At 42.1% G+C, this 16,264-nt stretch carries 14 protein-coding genes; 3 read left to right on the top strand and 11 right to left on the bottom strand.

The features are described 5' to 3' along the window. Positions 1 to 132: 132 nt before the first annotated feature. Together E1163_RS25270 and E1163_RS25275 are read right to left on the bottom strand one after the other, a co-directional pair. The gene (locus E1163_RS25270) at positions 133 to 540 is read right to left on the bottom strand and encodes a Fur family transcriptional regulator (RefSeq protein WP_155175641.1); all 408 of its coding nucleotides are present in this window, start codon (positions 538 to 540) and stop codon (positions 133 to 135) included. A gap of 10 nt (positions 541 to 550) precedes the next feature. Further along, positions 551 to 2,347 carry an ABC transporter ATP-binding protein gene (locus E1163_RS25275; protein WP_155175643.1) on the bottom strand — a complete coding sequence of 599 codons (1,797 nt, stop codon included), beginning with the start codon at positions 2,345 to 2,347 and terminating at the stop codon, positions 551 to 553. 161 nt (positions 2,348 to 2,508) lie between these two features. Between E1163_RS25275 and E1163_RS25280 the strand changes: the two genes are divergently transcribed. Then, on the top strand, positions 2,509 to 3,420 hold the full coding sequence (locus E1163_RS25280; protein ID WP_155175645.1) for a universal stress protein: 912 nt from the start codon (positions 2,509 to 2,511) through the stop codon (positions 3,418 to 3,420). On the opposite strand, the gene E1163_RS25285 is transcribed toward E1163_RS25280, so the two are convergent. The 4 genes from E1163_RS25285 to E1163_RS25300 form a co-directional block, all read right to left on the bottom strand. Further along, on the bottom strand, positions 3,417 to 3,995 hold the full coding sequence (locus tag E1163_RS25285; protein ID WP_155175647.1) for a hypothetical protein: 579 nt from the start codon (positions 3,993 to 3,995) through the stop codon (positions 3,417 to 3,419). The two genes, E1163_RS25280 and E1163_RS25285, sit on opposite strands and share 4 nt — an antisense overlap. After that, complete coding sequence (gene gpmI / locus E1163_RS25290; protein ID WP_155175649.1) at positions 3,995 to 5,515, bottom strand: 2,3-bisphosphoglycerate-independent phosphoglycerate mutase; 1,521 nt, start codon at positions 5,513 to 5,515, stop codon at positions 3,995 to 3,997. Before gpmI ends, E1163_RS25285 begins: the two co-directional genes overlap by 1 nt. An 81-nt stretch (positions 5,516 to 5,596) precedes the next feature. Beyond that, complete coding sequence (locus E1163_RS25295) at positions 5,597 to 7,525, bottom strand: DUF3857 domain-containing transglutaminase family protein (protein ID WP_155175651.1); 1,929 nt, start codon at positions 7,523 to 7,525, stop codon at positions 5,597 to 5,599. After that, positions 7,494 to 9,509, bottom strand: coding sequence for a DUF3857 domain-containing protein (locus tag E1163_RS25300; protein WP_155175653.1), 2,016 nt, complete (start codon positions 9,507 to 9,509; stop codon positions 7,494 to 7,496). The genes E1163_RS25295 and E1163_RS25300 overlap by 32 nt, the downstream gene beginning before the upstream one ends. 131 nt (positions 9,510 to 9,640) lie before the next feature. Between E1163_RS25300 and radA the strand changes: the two genes are divergently transcribed. Further along, positions 9,641 to 11,020 carry a DNA repair protein RadA gene (gene radA / locus E1163_RS25305; RefSeq protein WP_155175655.1) on the top strand — a complete coding sequence of 460 codons (1,380 nt, stop codon included), beginning with the start codon at positions 9,641 to 9,643 and terminating at the stop codon, positions 11,018 to 11,020. Between the two features lie 30 nt (positions 11,021 to 11,050). After that, on the top strand, positions 11,051 to 11,656 hold the full coding sequence (locus tag E1163_RS25310; protein WP_155175657.1) for a DUF2179 domain-containing protein: 606 nt from the start codon (positions 11,051 to 11,053) through the stop codon (positions 11,654 to 11,656). Between the two features lie 19 nt (positions 11,657 to 11,675). On the opposite strand, the gene E1163_RS25315 is transcribed toward E1163_RS25310, so the two are convergent. The 5 genes from E1163_RS25315 to E1163_RS25335 all read right to left on the bottom strand — a co-directional run bounded on the left by E1163_RS25315 (position 11,676) and on the right by E1163_RS25335 (position 16,162). Then, on the bottom strand, positions 11,676 to 12,575 hold the full coding sequence (locus tag E1163_RS25315; protein ID WP_343033965.1) for a 1-aminocyclopropane-1-carboxylate deaminase/D-cysteine desulfhydrase: 900 nt from the start codon (positions 12,573 to 12,575) through the stop codon (positions 11,676 to 11,678). Then, entirely contained in the window at positions 12,572 to 13,876 is a 1,305-nt protein-coding gene (locus tag E1163_RS25320) for an amidohydrolase (protein WP_155175659.1), read from the bottom strand. The genes E1163_RS25315 and E1163_RS25320 overlap by 4 nt, the downstream gene beginning before the upstream one ends. 91 nt (positions 13,877 to 13,967) lie before the next feature. Further along, positions 13,968 to 15,122 carry a DUF4097 family beta strand repeat-containing protein gene (locus E1163_RS25325; RefSeq protein ID WP_155175661.1) on the bottom strand — a complete coding sequence of 385 codons (1,155 nt, stop codon included), beginning with the start codon at positions 15,120 to 15,122 and terminating at the stop codon, positions 13,968 to 13,970. Continuing rightward, the gene (locus tag E1163_RS25330; protein ID WP_155175663.1) at positions 15,085 to 15,612 is read right to left on the bottom strand and encodes a hypothetical protein; all 528 of its coding nucleotides are present in this window, start codon (positions 15,610 to 15,612) and stop codon (positions 15,085 to 15,087) included. The genes E1163_RS25325 and E1163_RS25330 overlap by 38 nt, the downstream gene beginning before the upstream one ends. Continuing rightward, positions 15,596 to 16,162, bottom strand: coding sequence for an RNA polymerase sigma factor (locus tag E1163_RS25335; protein WP_343033966.1), 567 nt, complete (start codon positions 16,160 to 16,162; stop codon positions 15,596 to 15,598). Before E1163_RS25335 ends, E1163_RS25330 begins: the two co-directional genes overlap by 17 nt. Between the last annotated feature and the right edge of the window lie 102 nt (positions 16,163 to 16,264).

Genomic DNA, 16,264 nt, shown 5'->3' on the forward strand with positions numbered 1-16,264 from the left:
AACAACATCTAAAAAAGAACAGATTATTACCAACTATATCCAAGCAAAACTACAAAATTAAAACATTCAAAAATATAACACAAAAGGTTAATTTTTGAATGCACAAAATAGGAACCAATATAACAATATTAATCAGTTACATTGGTCACAAACACCCTGAATTAACAAGTTTTTTTGATGGGCTTTAAACCCGGCCGGAAGGTTGATATCAGGAATCTGAATTTTATCGAGGCACTGTGTATGACCGCACTGCTCACACTTAAAGTGTACGTGCTCGTGGTTATGTTCTTCCTTTGAACATTCATTGCAGAGGGCATATTTGGTAACGCCCTCATCATCAAGAACCTTGTGGATCAATCCTTTGTCCAGGAAAGTCCTCAACGTACGGTATACTGTAACGCGGTCAAAAGACTGGTCTACCTGATGCTCAATATCGGAGTGCGACAGGGCATGCTCATTGTTGAGAAGTAAAGTCAGGACCTCCGCTCTGCAAGGAGTAGATTTAAGCTTGAAATTATTCAGTACGTTTTTAAGGTCCATTTTTTAGTTTTTATGTTAATTGAAATTGAAGCCTTAACAGATAACTATATATACCCTCATCATAAGCGGATAGTTCCTCGTGGGTGCCTGTCTCTACTATTTCCCCGTCTTTAACCACAAATATGTTATCCACTTTCCTGATGGTTGCCAGTCTGTGGGCGATTATGATCGTGGTCCGGTTTTTCATCAGTTCATCCAGCGCCTCCTGAACCAGCACTTCCGACTCAGCATCCAGCGAGCTGGTGGCCTCGTCGAGTATAAGCAGTGCAGGATCCTTTAAAATAGCCCTAGCAATGGCTATACGCTGCCTCTGCCCTCCTGAAAGCTTAATGCCCCTGTCTCCTACAAGCGTATCAAACCCTTCCGGAAAACTGGTGATAAACTCATAGGCGTTGGCTTTTCGGGCTGCCTCCTCAATCTCCTGAGTTGTAGCCTCTGGCTTACCATACGCTATGTTCTCTCGAATAGTACCGCCAAATAAAATCACCTCCTGTGGTACTATACCCACATTGCGCCGATAATAGCTCAGGTCATATTCATTCACATCGTGTCCGTCAACCAGTATGGTGCCGCCGGTAGCTTTATAAAACCTCATCAACAATTGGATGATAGTAGATTTACCCGCACCACTAGGCCCAACCAATGCAACCTTCTGGCCGGCACCAATATTTAAAGACAGATTTTTTAATACCTTGAGCTTCTTTCTGGAAGGATAGGCGAAGGACACATCGTTAAAAGTAATATCCCCTTGCAGCTTACCTTCACCAATTATGCCATGTGTGGTCTCTACGTCTTCATTGATAATCTCAAGCACACGTTCCGAGGCGCCTATGGCACGTTGAAGGTGCCCGTAAATATCTCCAAGGCCGGCTATTGAGCCTCCAATAAAAGTAGTATACAAAACAAAAGACAGGAGTCCGCCAATGGTCATAACATCATCGGCAACCAGATTGGCCCCATACCACATAACTCCTACTATGCCACCGAACAAAGCAAATATGACAAAAGAAATGAACGCGCCACGATACTTCGCAGCCCTTATCGCTGTATTTACTGTATCTTTCAGGGCTTTGCCATACCGGTTTATTTCTAACCCTTCATTGCTGTAGGCCTTAACAGTATTCACGGAGTGCAAGGTTTCTTCAACAACTACATTGGCTCCCGCAAGTTTATCCTGGGTAGACTTTGAAAGGTTTCTGATATATTTTCCAAAAAAGAGGGCTGCTATAACAAGTATGGGGAATGTTGCCAACATGAATACCGTAAGCTTTGGCGCGAGGTAAAGTATGATCCCTGTTCCTATTATTAAAGTGGCTATCTGCCGGAATAACTCTGCCAGTGTAACCGAGAAGGTATCCTGAAGCATGGAGACATCGGAAGTAATCCTGCTGATCAACTCACCGACTCTTCTGCTATCAAAAAATTTTACCGGCAGGGTTATCAGTTTGCTATAGGTGGCTAACCTCACATCAGCCATAGACCGCTCGCTGACCTGGGCAAACAGGTATACCCGAAAAAAAGAAAAAATACTTTGGGTCAGTAATACGCCTACCAGGGCGAGTGTAACATGGTTGATGCTGTTTAGTATCCAGGTTTCCCCACTGGCAATATCGATGAGCTTACCTGCCAAAAACGGAAAAGCCAGGAGAATGGTACTGCTAAAAAACAGACAGATCATACCAAGGATAAACAGCCCTTTATATGGCAGGGTGTACTTGAATATGCCTATTAACTTCTTAAAGTTAGTTTTGTTGAGCTTTCTTTTTTCCTCAGCACTCAGAGGGTCTTTTCCTCTTCTTTTCGCCATTACTTTTTAATGATTATGCCTAATACAGCCTTTAATCCGCAAATCTATCCAGATAAAGCGTCTTAGACTAATTTATAAATAAAAATCCCGGAAGTAGGGTGCCTTAACCTTCTGCAATTTATTTTTTTTGGCCTAACTTTAGCGATCATAAATTAAGACATATGTATCAGGTAAAAAGACTATTGGTAGGGCTGGACATGTCCGAAATGGATGAAAAGCTTCTTTCATATACTTCAGGATTAGTTAAGTTGTTTGGTGTGGAAATGGTCTATTTTCTACACGTGGCCAAATCACTGGATCTACCCAAAAAAGTGATTGAAAAGTATCCGGACCTTATGGCTCCGGTAGATGAAGCACTCGAAAGGGACATAACTGCCAAAGTGAAAAAACATTTTACTTCCGAATGTGAATACAAAGTAGAAGTAAGGGAAGGTAATGCCGAGGATAAAATATTAAGATGGGCTGACCAGAAGGAGATTGACCTGGTGGTGATGGGAAGAAAGCGTGAATTGCGCGGTACGGGTGTACTTCCCGGTAGATTGGCTAAAACCGTACATTGTTCTCTCTTACTGGTGCCTGAGAGCGCAACGGATAAAATAACGCGTATACTGGTGCCTGTAGATTTTTCCAAAACTTCTTCTATGGCCTTGGACGAAGCCATTTTCATCAAAGAAGCTACAGGAGCTGAAATTATATTGCATAATTCTTACCGGGTACCGTCTGGCTACCACCTCAGTGGAAAGTCGTACGAAGAGTTTGGCGAAATCATGAAAAGCAATGCCTATGAAGATGCTGTTGAGTTTCTACAACGATCAGGTTTGAAAGCAAGTGATGTGACGATAGAACTCAATCTTGACGAAGATGACGATCCGGCCGAACTCTCATATGCAATGGCGGAGGAAAAAAATGCCGACCTTATCATTATCGGATCAAAAGGCAGGACTGGGCTGGCCTCTATTCTACTGGGAAGCGTAGCGGATAAAATGATTCAATACGACAGCAAAATCCCGCTTATGGTAGTAAAAGATAAAAAGGCCAACCTGGATTTTTTACAGGCTTTGCTAAAGCTTTAGAGTTTAATCTCGGCTTTGACCTCAAAGTTTACGGAGTCTTTAAAGATCATCTTCTGTGTGCCTTTGATGGTGTACTTATGAAGTAAAGAAGAGCCTGTAAAGTCGTCGAAAATAAATTTTAAATTGCTGGTAGAGTGGTAAACAGGGTTGTTTTCAATGTATTCGGCCTCGAGTATTCTTAAATCATTCGGTGTATTCAAATAGTACAGCTTAAGATAAGGGACCTCCAGATCATCGGACACACCTGAGTATTCCTTAACTTTTAGATTACTATTTGGGTCATCGTACACTTTAACTTCATATGAGCCTTGTAAGGCAGGCTTATTGATATTTATTTTTTCTAATATCTGAAATTCACGGTCCCAGGCATCAAGACTGTCTGGGGCCACATTTCCTTCCGAAGATTTGCCTTGAACTTTGGCCCATTTGCTGATGCTGGCTTGTTTTTCGTAAAGAAGCTGCTTCTGCTGCTTCATTAAGCTGTCAGTATCAAAGTATACAGATACTGTTTTGTCTGGCTTCATTTGACATGAAGCCAGACTGATAAGTATAATAAGTATAAAAGTGTTTTTCATTAGATCAGTATATCCCCCGTCATTTCTGTTGGCACCTGCACGCCCATCATCTTTAAAATGGTTGGAGCCAGATCACCTAGTTTACCATCTTTGACAGAACCTTTAAAGTCACTATCAACGAAAACACATGGTACAAGGTTGGTAGTATGTGCTGTATTTGGAGTGCCGTCGGGGTTGATCATGATGTCCGAATTGCCGTGGTCTGCGATAATAATAGTAGAGTAGCCATTTTCCAAAGCAGTCTCTGTAACCGCCTGGGCACAGCTATCAACAGTTTCACAGGCCTTAACTGCTGCCTCAAATACACCCGTATGCCCTACCATATCGGGGTTGGCAAAGTTCAGGCATATAAAGTCCGGTTCTTTGGTTTTAAGCTCAGCTATGATCTTGTCCCTGATATCTTTTGCACTCATTTCCGGCTGCAAGTCATAGGTAGCTACCTTTGGAGAAGGGCACAGGATGCGCTTCTCTCCTTTGAACTCACCTTCACGACCTCCTGAGAAAAAGAAGGTAACATGCGGGTATTTCTCGGTTTCTGCTATCCGGATCTGCTTCTTGTTGTTTCTTTCCAGTACCTCACCCAGTGTGTTTTGCAAATTATCTTTCTCGAAGATGACCTTTACGCCTTTAAAAGTATCATCATAGGTGGTCATGGTTACATAGTGCAGATCCAGTTTGTGCATGTTTTGCTCGTGGAAGTCTTTCTGGGTCAAAGCCTGGGTTATTTGCCTTCCACGGTCTGTTCTGAAGTTAAAACAGATCACCACATCACCATCTTCTATTTTGGCAATCGGCTGATTGGTTTCATCTACATGAACAATAGGTAATATAAATTCATCGGTTACATCCTCCATGTACGATTCCTTCACTGCCTTAAGTATGTCTCTGGCAGGCTTGCCCTCCCCGTTTACCATGAGGTCGTAAGCTTTTTTTACGCGCTCCCAGCGGTTGTCCCTGTCCATGGCATAATAGCGACCAACTACAGTTGCAATCTGGCCCGTGGTTTTCTCTGCATGTGCCTGAAGGTCTGTCAGGTATTTTTCACCGGCCTTGGGGTCAGTGTCCCGGCCATCAGTAAAAGCATGTATGTAAACTTTATCCAACCCTTTATCTCTGGCTATGGAGCACAGGCCCTTCACATGGTTAATGTGTGAGTGCACACCGCCATCAGAAACCAACCCTATAAAGTGGACTTTTTTGTTTTCCTTTTTAGCATAATCCAATGCATCGTTTAACACAGGGCTATCATCTATAGTGTGCTCTTCAAATGCTTTATTGATTTTTACCAGATCCTGATAAACTACTCTTCCGGCACCAATATTCATATGGCCTACTTCTGAATTTCCCATCTGCCCTTCCGGCAAACCAACTGCCAGGCCTGAGGCTTCAAGCTTACTGTGAGGGTATTTATCCCATACAGAATCCATAAAAGGGGTGTTTGCCTTAGCAATAGCTGATATTTCAGGGTTTTGTCCTAAACCCCAACCATCCAGGATCATCAGAAGTACTTTCTTGTTCATAAGCGCATTTTATACTGTTAAAGCGCAAAAAACGTTAATTTTAAGATGGTATTCAAAGCAATCGACCAAAAGTTATATCTATTATGTTTTATTGATCATTACTACTTTTTGTTTATCAGAGCGTGCTATCTTCTTGTAAAAACTGATAAGCTCTTCATAGATATCTTTTGAATAAGTACCTTTTTCCATCAACAAGGTTCGGGTATATATCAGCCTGGTACCATCTATAGTGATCTGGCTGGTATATTTGCCAAAGGAGGACTCCAATATGAGAGGCTCAGGAACAAACTCCGGTACATAGCCTATGGGTAGGGTATAGATAATTGAATCTGTGTCATAATAGCTAAACTGCTTAACAATTGGTGTTTTTCTTTGCTCAAGCACCTCTGGAATGTAGGTGCTTTTATTATTGAGATTAGGACGAATAAACAATCTCTTCCCACTAATTGAAGCAAGCTTCTTTATCTCAAGTGAAGACTTTTGCTGTATCTCTGGCAAATCCTTTTCTATTAATTCGAACTTAAAATCCAGCAGATTAAATGACGAAATATCGGAATTCCTATATATCCACTTTTCCTGCTCTTCATGTCCCTGCCTTAAGTAATAGTCCAGATTTCCATTTTCAATTTGAATACCCTTGTAGCTAACGGCCATATCAACGGTACCAGTACCCTCATCATCTATACTTACCCGGGCTACAGTTATTTGTTGGTTTTGTTCGGGCTGATATGCCGGTGTACGTACAACCACCCCACCCTCTTCTGTAATTAAAAGCACTTCCCGGTCTGAGGTGAATTTGCCCAAGTACCCAAACGGATTGGTTTGACTTGTACACTCCAGCCAGATAGTATCATTTTTCATTGGTACGGCTAATATCGCATGATTGAAGGTACTATTGGCAAAACCTTTTTTCAGAGGCCTGGGGTACTGGCCAGCCTCAACAAGTACATAGTTTGATTTGATACCTGCGGCTTTCAACATTGCCTTTGTATAATTTGAAAGTGCTTTGCAATCACCATAACCTACATTATCGACGGTTATAGCTTCTATCGGTTGAAAGCCGCCTATACCAAGTTGCACGCTTACATAGCGGGTGTTTTGTTGCAGATAGCTATAGATCCTTTTTACCTTCTCCTTTTCTGTTTGGGCATCTGCTACAAGTGCTTTGATCTTAGATATTGTTGCCTCAGGCAACTGATCACGGTTGGTATTGAGTGATTTTATCCATTTTCCAAAGTTACTCCAGTTCGTAAATTCCCCTGGGTATCCATCATACTCAAACCTGTGTGGGGTTGTGTAGATTACAGGTGTATAAAAAGTTATGTTCGTTCCAAATGGTTCGAATTGCACCGGCTTCAAGTGCTCAAATTGCCATTTTAGGCTTACCTCAGTTCCACTAGTCTCTTTTACCGGCTCAGGAGCATTGTGTACTTCATAAAATGGGATCAATTCACCTGGCCCTGCCATTTCAAAAGAACTCTTTAATACACCAATTTTCTCATCCGGCTGAACGACCCAATTAGGTGTCTGAAATAGATTTTTGTATTCTACTTCGTATTCAAATTCAACCGTATAGGGATATACCTTCCTTCTAAGGTCTGCTATTCTTACGCGGTTGTCCTCGAAAAGACTCACTTCAGAAATATTACTCCGATCTAAAAATTCGGACTTCTTCAAGTCTTCTATCTCCTTGCCATGTTCATCATAGCATTTAGCTTTAAAAGAAACAATTGAGGAGGATTTATCATAATTAATACCTTTTATTCCAAGATTAGCAGCCTGTGGATTAAGTATCGTGATCACTGTTCTTCTATGTAGAACTGTTTTGCGAAGACTATGAACCTGAAACCTCGCTTCATCACTTATCACTATTGCTTTAGCATTTTGCTTAATGCTGTCCGGAATATTTCTATTTAGAACATCTTGGCTCAAGGCCTGCCCGGTAAGCAGACCAAAACCAAGAATTAACAGGTGAATTTTATATTTTCTTAAGAACAATTTGCTCATCATATTTGGCGACTACTAACTCATAAAATTTTCTTAAGGAGGCATATTCTTCAGGAGAAAAAAATGTTTTCCGAATTAATACAGTGCTTGCAATATTAATCTTGGAACCAAGAACACTTGCGGAAAACCTGAGGCTGGCATCATTGTTTGGCAAACCAAAAACCTGTGATTGAGGTAGCTCCGCAACCGTGTAACCTTCAGGAATATCAAAGGTAAAAATATATTGCTCTTGTATAGGTGCCGGTAGATCTACAGGAAACCTTCTTGTTTCATTTTTAAATACATTCTCATTAATCGAAGAAAAAAGAAATGGATCAATATATAGAATATCGGCAAGCTCGACCTCCTCATTCACAAACTCTACTTTTTCTGTAAATGAATCATAAATATCTTCGTCCCCATCAAATTCAGATGAAGTTATTTGCCAATCAGTCATGTTTCCATAGTTTTCTTTCAGGTATTTCTGGCCAGTTTCCTGTAAATATTTCGCCCTTGCTTTTGCGCTTAACAGGCTGCCTTTTCGTGATTGCAGAACGGCCTGCAAACTCCCTTCCTCAGAGATATTCATTGAAACCATATTGGTACTGGAGAAGTTTGTGTTGGCGTTAAGGTTAATCCAATGCGGGTTTTGTGAGAGCAACCAGCCTGAGCCATTCAGGACTTTCTCAGGTAAAGTATTAGCAGGCAGGCCTTTTTGAGTTGCATCCAAAAGATAGTACTCATTATCAATTATAGCAGCAGCTATTACATAGTTGAACTTGGACATATTCGGGTAAACAGGATGTGGTTTCCCATTAGATCTTGTACTCAACACTACGGGATGGGCAGTGATCCCTGCCTCATTTAACATGGCAACCAATAATAGGTTTATATCCGCAACACTGCCTTTTTGATCCTTATAAATAGATTTCAGATTCGATGAAGCAAAAAGCCTGTATTGGTCATTCCACTCCATTTTCGATTTTACGTGCTCATAAATTTGAACCATTTTGTCGTATTCACCAGGTATAGAGTCCGTAAGTCCCGCAATTATTTCTTCAGCAAAACCAGTTCTGGAAAGAAGCTTTCCAAACCTGTCGCTTTCTAAAAAACTCTTTGTGAATTTATCTTCATACGATCCCATAACCACCTCTGCAGGTTCGTTGGGATAACGTATGGAAACAAGCTGAAACTCTATTTTAGTAAAATAGTCCGATGCCGTGGTCATGTAGGGCTCCCTTTTAATGGCTGGCAAATTTTCTGCCGCCCAGCGATATATTTTGCTATTAGACTTTAAAGTTGCTTCCCGGTGTTCAACTGCACCTCCCCGCTGCGGAAGTGTAGTATATTTTATCGTAAAAGTTTCTTCTCTGGAATCAGTTTCACGAATTGTCAAAGGCTCAAAACCTTGATACACCTGTTGGTAATAAAAGTATTCTGGTATCCTAAGCCTGTATTCACTGTACTTGACAGGAATGGTGGATTGAAAAGACCAGCTTTGAAGATTGTATATGTAATCTGACAAAATAGAATACTCATATTCGATGATGGAACCTTCTTTAACATTAGGAAATGTAAACTTCTGCTGATACCAGTTTTCACTCAATTGCTCCTCAAAAATTGCATCATTTTTTAATTTTTCTTTTTCAACTTTTCCATCCACCAAATTATATGTGGCTCCCTTAAGTCCGGCTACTTTTTCCTTACTACCGCCACTACCTTCATAAAACGGTATACTAATATTAGCATGATCATAACCTTCTTTTGAAAGAATTTTTATTCTAACCACCCTGTCAAATCTATATTGCCAGCCTTTGTCGTTGGCATAGACAAATTCCGTTGTGCCAAAATCAGCCAAAACTATTGCTTCTGCATCGGGGAATTGTTCATGACTATTAACAAATTCCGATTCGTCAATTTTTCCAAACTTGATGGGTACCTTCTGTGCATTTGCTACATGGATAGAGCAAAACAGAATTATAAAAAAGCAACTTCTAAACAAATTCATAATAATTAAACAGTAAAAAATTAAAGAATTTCACAATATAGATACTTTCCAGAAATGGTCACAGTTTAAGGCCATTTATAGGGAAAAAAAGTTATGTGCCCGCAAAGGTATATTGCCTATATTTGAGGCCTATGGCTAAAACCAAAACTGTATATTTTTGTCAGAACTGTGGGTATGAGTCTGCCAAATGGCTGGGTAAATGCCCAGCATGCAATACCTGGAATAGCTTCGTGGAAGAGGTTACTAAAAAAGCTTCGGCTGCGGACAAAAACGACTGGCGCAGCAGTGGTACAGGCAAGGCTTCTTCAACGCCAAAGAAAATTGAGGACATAACCCATGAGAAGGAGCAGCGCATCAATACCCGGAGTGGCGAACTAAACAGGGTGCTGGGTAGTGGCCTGGTGCCGGGGTCGGTAATCCTTATCGCTGGTGAGCCTGGTATAGGTAAGTCTACTTTAATGCTGCAAATAGGATTGTCAGTCAAGCATAAAGTGCTGTATGTCTCAGGCGAAGAAAGTGAGCAACAGATTAAGATGCGCGCCGAGCGCATGACGGATATTAAAAATCCGGGAGAGTGTTACATACTGGCCGAAACCTCTACTCAAAATATATTTCAGCAAATAGAGGCTTTAAAACCCGATATACTGGTGGTTGACTCCGTACAGACATTGCACTCTGACAACATCGAATCTGCGGCGGGCAGTGTTTCTCAGGTCAAGCAGTGTACCGCAGAGCTTATCAAATATGCCAAGGAAACGGCGACTCCGGTTTTTCTGGTAGGTCATATTACAAAGGAGGGCGCTATTGCAGGACCAAAGGTGCTTGAGCATATGGTAGATACGGTGTTGCAGTTTGAAGGTGACAGACACCTGACTTACCGCATTTTACGAACTACCAAAAACAGGTTTGGCTCTACCTCAGAGCTAGGTATTTATGAAATGATGGGCTCCGGACTCCGGGAAGTCAGCAACCCTTCGGAAATCCTGATATCACAAAAAGACAGTGAGCTGAGTGGCGTGACCATCGGCGCCACCATAGAAGGCAACAGGCCTTTGCTTATAGAAATACAGTCGCTGGTAAGTACTGCAGCTTACGGCACTCCACAAAGAAGCTCTACAGGGTTTGATGCGCGACGGCTAAACATGTTGCTTGCGGTATTGGAAAAAAGGTGCGGTTTCCGGCTTGGTTTGCAGGATGTATTTCTTAATATGGCCGGTGGTATCAAGGTGGAAGATCCGGCTATTGACCTGGCCGTTTGCAGTGCAGTAATTTCTTCCCTTGAAGAAATTTCAATTTCTGAAAAGGCCTGTTTTGCTGCAGAAGTCGGTCTCGGGGGAGAGCTGAGGGCTGTAAACCGCCTGGATAATCGAATAGCGGAAGCGCAAAAGCTTGGGTTTGAAGAGGTTTATGTTTCAAAATTTGGCATGAAGGGTATAGACCCCAAAAAATATCAGATCACCATTAAACCTTTTGCAAGGATCACTGATGTTTTTAGTGACTTGTTTGGATAACTGTTGAGTCAATAACCTGTTAAAAAAGAGATGCAAGAATTTTTATCAACATACGGAATAGATGCGGAAACATTCAGGATCATTGTACTGCCTTTAATGATCTTCTTTGCCCGAATACTGGACGTTTCCATCAATACAGTCAGAATCATATTTGTAATGACCGGCCGCAAGCTGATCTCCACCATTCTCGGCTTTTTCGAATCTTTGATCTGGTTACTGGCCATCGGACAAATTTTTCAACATATTGATAACGTTTATTCGTACATCGCCTATCCTGCCGGGTTTGCAGCCGGCATTATGGTGGGAATGCTGATAGAAGAACGGCTGGCTCTCGGTAATGTGGTGGTGAGGGTAATTTCATCAGAAGATCTCTCAGGGCTCATTAAGGTTTTGGAAACTCAGAAGGTTCGATACACCCTGGTATCGGCACAGAGCGAAACGGGTGAAGAAAAACTGTTATTCACGGTTTTGAAGCGAGATAACCTTCCCCTGCTACAAGCAGAGATTCAACGACATGTGCCAAGCGCCTTCTATACCGTGGAATCCGTTAAAAGTGCATCTGAAGCTGGGATACTAGCAGAGCAACCAAGTCGAAGGGGTATTGGGGCGTGGCTGACTTCGGTTAAAAGAAAATAATCAAGTCGGAGTAAGGTGTTTATAACCTCCTCCCCTGCAATCCTCCCGTATGGATGGCGAGTATTTTTACTCCTTCATCGAAGTAGCCTTTCCTGATTTTATCATAAAGGCCATACATCATTTTTCCGGTATACACCTGATCGAGGGGAATATTGTGGTCCGCTTCAAAGCGCTTGATAAAGTTTATTAACTCCGGAGTGGTTTTGGCGTAGCCACCAAAATGATAGTCTGTCTCTATTTGCCAGTTCAGGCTCACAGGCCGGTTGATCTGATAGCTGCTTAAGAAATTTTTGACCTCATCTATAAGAAAGTCTCCTTTTAAAGCGGAAAAGCCTATTACCTGCTGATATTTGTCAGAAGCAGAAATGATACCGGAAATAGTACCTCCTGTACCTACCGGTAGACCAATAAAATCGAAACGCTTTACTTGGTCATCTACTATTTCTTCGCAGCCCCTTATTGCCAAATGATTAGAACCGCCCTCCGGTACCAGATAAAACTCTCCAAACTGCTCTTTTAGTGCGGTGATGAATAATTCCTCGTGTTTTATGCGGTAGTCCTCACGGCTTACAAAATGAAATTTCATGCCGTTGTCCTTTGCAAAGCTTAAAGTTTCATTCAAAGGCTTATCGGCTAACTCATCTCCACGGATAACACCGATGGATTGAAAGCCTGCTTCTTTGGCTGCCGCTGCTGCCGCATAAATATGGTTTGAAAAAGCCCCACCAAACGTCAGAAGGGTTTTATGTCCATCCTCCCGGGCTTTGAGCAGATTGTACTTGAGCTTCCTCCATTTATTTCCGGAAACAAATGGGTGTATCCTGTCCTCTCTTTTAATAAAGAGCCGTACGCCCTTCTCATTGATCCATTCCTCCTTTACCTCCTCAATAGCAGGCTGTTCATAAAGCTTGAGCATCATTTGTTCATTTCCATGTAGTCCAGGGTGAGGTTAAGCAATGCCTTCACTCCTGTAAGCATACCGCTTTCATCAATAACAAAATCAGGCGTATGATGTCCTCCTAAGTTTACTGCGGGTTCGCCTGACTCAGGAGCGCGGCCACCTACAAAAATGTATAATCCCGGTATCTCCTTCTGGAAATATGAAAAATCTTCAGCACCCGTAACGGCATTAACCAGATGGACATTTTCTTTTCCGGCCACACGTTCTAAAGTAGGAACCATTTTTGAAGTCAGGTCAGGGTCATTATAGGTTACCGGCACGATCTTTTCAATGTCAACCTGGGCGGTAGCCCCGGCGCTTTCGGCAATTTTAGTGGCCGTAAGCCTCACTTTCTCATGGATCATTTCCTGCATTTCAGTATCAAGCGTACGGATGGTTCCGGTCAGCTCCACCTCTTCCGGTATAATATTAAAACGGACTCCTCCCTTTATCACCCCTACGGTAAGCACTGCTGCTTCTTTGGTAAGTTCAGTCTGGCGACTGATGATCGTTTGCAAGCCATTGATTATTTGAGCGGATACGACTACAGGATCCACGCCTCCCCAGGGTGTAGACCCATGAGCCTGCTGGCCCTTTACTTTGATGGTAAACCTGTCTGATGCAGCCATTGCCCCGCCGGGTTTATAATTGATATGTCCTACAGGTGTACCGGCGCTGATGTGTAAACCGAAAATAACCTCTGGGGCAGGATCTTTTAAAACACCTTCTTTGACCATAAGGCCGGCGCCTCCTTCTTCTCCGGGAGGTGCTCCTTCTTCGGCGGGTTGAAAGATAAATTTCACAGTTCCGGGCACATCTTTCTTCATGGAAGAAAGCACCTCAGCTACACTTAGTAAAATGGCTATATGGGTATCGTGGCCACAGGCATGCATTACGCCCGTTTCAACGCCATTGTACTCTGTTACCACTTTTGAAGCAAAGGGCAGGCCTGTTCTCTCAGTAACAGGAAGTGCATCAATATCAGCCCTTAACGCTACGACCGGTCCCTTTTTACCTCCTTTTAATATTCCAACCACACCGGTCTTTGCCACGCCGGTCTGCACTTCCAAACCGAGCTTCCGGAGGTGTTCAGCAATTTTTTTTCCAGTTTCAAACTCTCTGTTTGATAGCTCCGGATTTTGGTGAAAATACCTTCGCCATTCAATGGTTTTGGCTTCGATTTGCCCGGCCTTTTGACTGGCTATTGCTTGAATGGAATTTTCCTGGGCTGATAGCCTCCCGGCTATCAGTAAAAGTATAAGCAAGTAGGTGGTTTTCATAGCGACGTGTTTACCCCAATATAAATAAAGTATCTAAAACTAACGATATAACTTTATTTTTAACAGTCGCCAGGGGATTAACTTCTCCAGGCTATTTATTTACAGAATGCTGCAAACCTGACAGATTAATGGTCACGTCACCTCCCGGTGAATTAATATAAACATTGCCCGGATAATTGGTTTTGTTGCCTATCCTTCCTTTTACCCTCACATATTTCTGTTTTTCATCAGTATAGGCTTTATCCAGTTTTACATTTTCACGAGGCAGAAAAAGTGATTCTTCCTTGGCCGAAATATCCACTTCAAGGTAGCTGTTCGGCATAAAATCAAGTGTAATGTCGGTGTACTTTCCTGATAAATTGATCTTGTTGAAGCTGAAAGGTATTGATTTAACTCGCAATTCACCATAATTCATATCCAGATCAAGGGTTTTCTCCATTTCCTGCAGCTCTATCCTGGAGAACGTTACCTTGCCTTCAAGAATACTTACTTTGTCGATATTAAAGCGCTGATCACCCCGGGAGTCCAGGGTCACTTTGCCAGCCTCCTTTATATTCACCTCAGACGAACTACTTTTTACTTCTACATTACCAAGTTTGGCAATTTCTGCCTCCACGCCTTTGAGCACAAGCAGGCCTTCGGTGAGTTGCTTGATCCTGACATCGCCATATCCCACCTCAATATTTGATGATGCATTGAATTTATTCGCTCTAAGGTTGCCATGCATGAGGTTAATATTGCACTTTCCACTTACTTCATGCATGTAGATGTCCCCAAACTTATTTTCTATGTCAAGAGCCATTGTTTCCGGCATAAAAATCTCATAATCAATCTCGATCTTATTTTTACTAAGCAGGGTTTTGGAATAATCGCTTATGTTGTTCCATAGTTCTTTAAAAAAACCTGATTTTCTATCAAGCATGGTTTCTATCGTTAAATACGGACTGGTACTTCTGAAATCAATGTCTACCCTCTCCAGCATTTTTTCAGCATCGCTGTAGTCTTTCCCATAGGCGGTGATTTTCACTTTTACCTTTACAGAATCTTTTGACCATGTATTGATCACCACCTGTCCATATTTATTGATCAGCTCCAGATACCCATTTTTAGGCATGCTGAAATCCCTTTCAATGGTCTTTGTAAGTTTGGTGTCGTCATTATCACCAGGCTTGGCAGGTGCCTGCAGGAAACAAGCACATAGTACTACGCTAAATATTAACTTCACTATTTTGTTCTCTCTGATCATGTTGCTTGATTTCCGTTAAAATTTGCTCCAGAATGTTGAGCTTAAGCCTGTAATTGGCAATCATTGCCGCTATCACTTCTTCATTGTCTGCGTTATCTTTAAGGTCCTTTTTAAGGTCCTGATATGCGCTGTCCAGCGCCATAAGATTATCCATCACTTCCTGGTCCACACCTGAATTGCTGGCTTTAATTATGCTTAGCTTTTCGGCCACTTGTTGGGAATAATAGTATTCGGTTTCAGCCAGCTCAGGAGAAATCTCATGCAAGGCCACGCCTTCTGCTACATCATTAAACTTAAAACTTATAAAACCCCAACTGACCATAGCCAGCACCAGTATAGCTGCAGCCACTTTGCCCGCCATGCCCCGGATATTCCACCGGGATTTATTGAGGTCTCCCTCTATATTATTCCACATTTGGTCAAAGTCGGCATCATACAAGTCAAAATCTGCCCTTCTGGTGTCGACTGACTCTTTAAGCTTGTCTTTCATGAGCTTCGTCTTTAATACTCAATATTTTTCTAATCTTGCTTTTGGCCTTACTGTACTGGGCTTTTGAAGCCGACTCCGTAATTCCCAATATTTCACCTATTTCCTTATGGTCGTAACCTTCAAAAAGATACAGGTTCAGCACTGTTTTACATCCTTCGGAGATCTGATCAATAGCTTCAAGTACGCGCTTAACTTCGTACCTGGAATAATCCAGGTCTTCTTCATCCTCCTCGGCGAAGTCCTGATGGTCTTCCATGGCTACGGTCATCAGCTTTCTCTTTTTCAACGCGTTAAGGCAATGGTTAACCACAATCCTTTTGATCCATGCACTGAAAGTAACCTCACTTTTAAGGGTCCTGATCATGCTGAATGCCGTAATGAAAGCATCCTGCAACACATCCCTGGCCTCCTCTTCATCACCCATCATCCGGCGGCAAATATTATACATAGCTTTCACGTACAGCTTATATAGCTCGTTCTGCGCCTGTCGGTCTCCTTGCTGGCTACGCTGTACCAGGTATTTATGTATGGTCTGTTGTCCGGACTCCACTCCAACTTATATGTTATAACAATGACAAGAACTTTAAACAGAGGTTTCCTTCACCACAAGAAAAGTTTTTATAAATCGTTAACTTTTCAGAAAAGGAGCTTC

Source organism: Fulvivirga kasyanovii (assembly GCF_009711405.1).
Taxonomy (GTDB): domain Bacteria; phylum Bacteroidota; class Bacteroidia; order Cytophagales; family Cyclobacteriaceae; genus Fulvivirga; species Fulvivirga kasyanovii.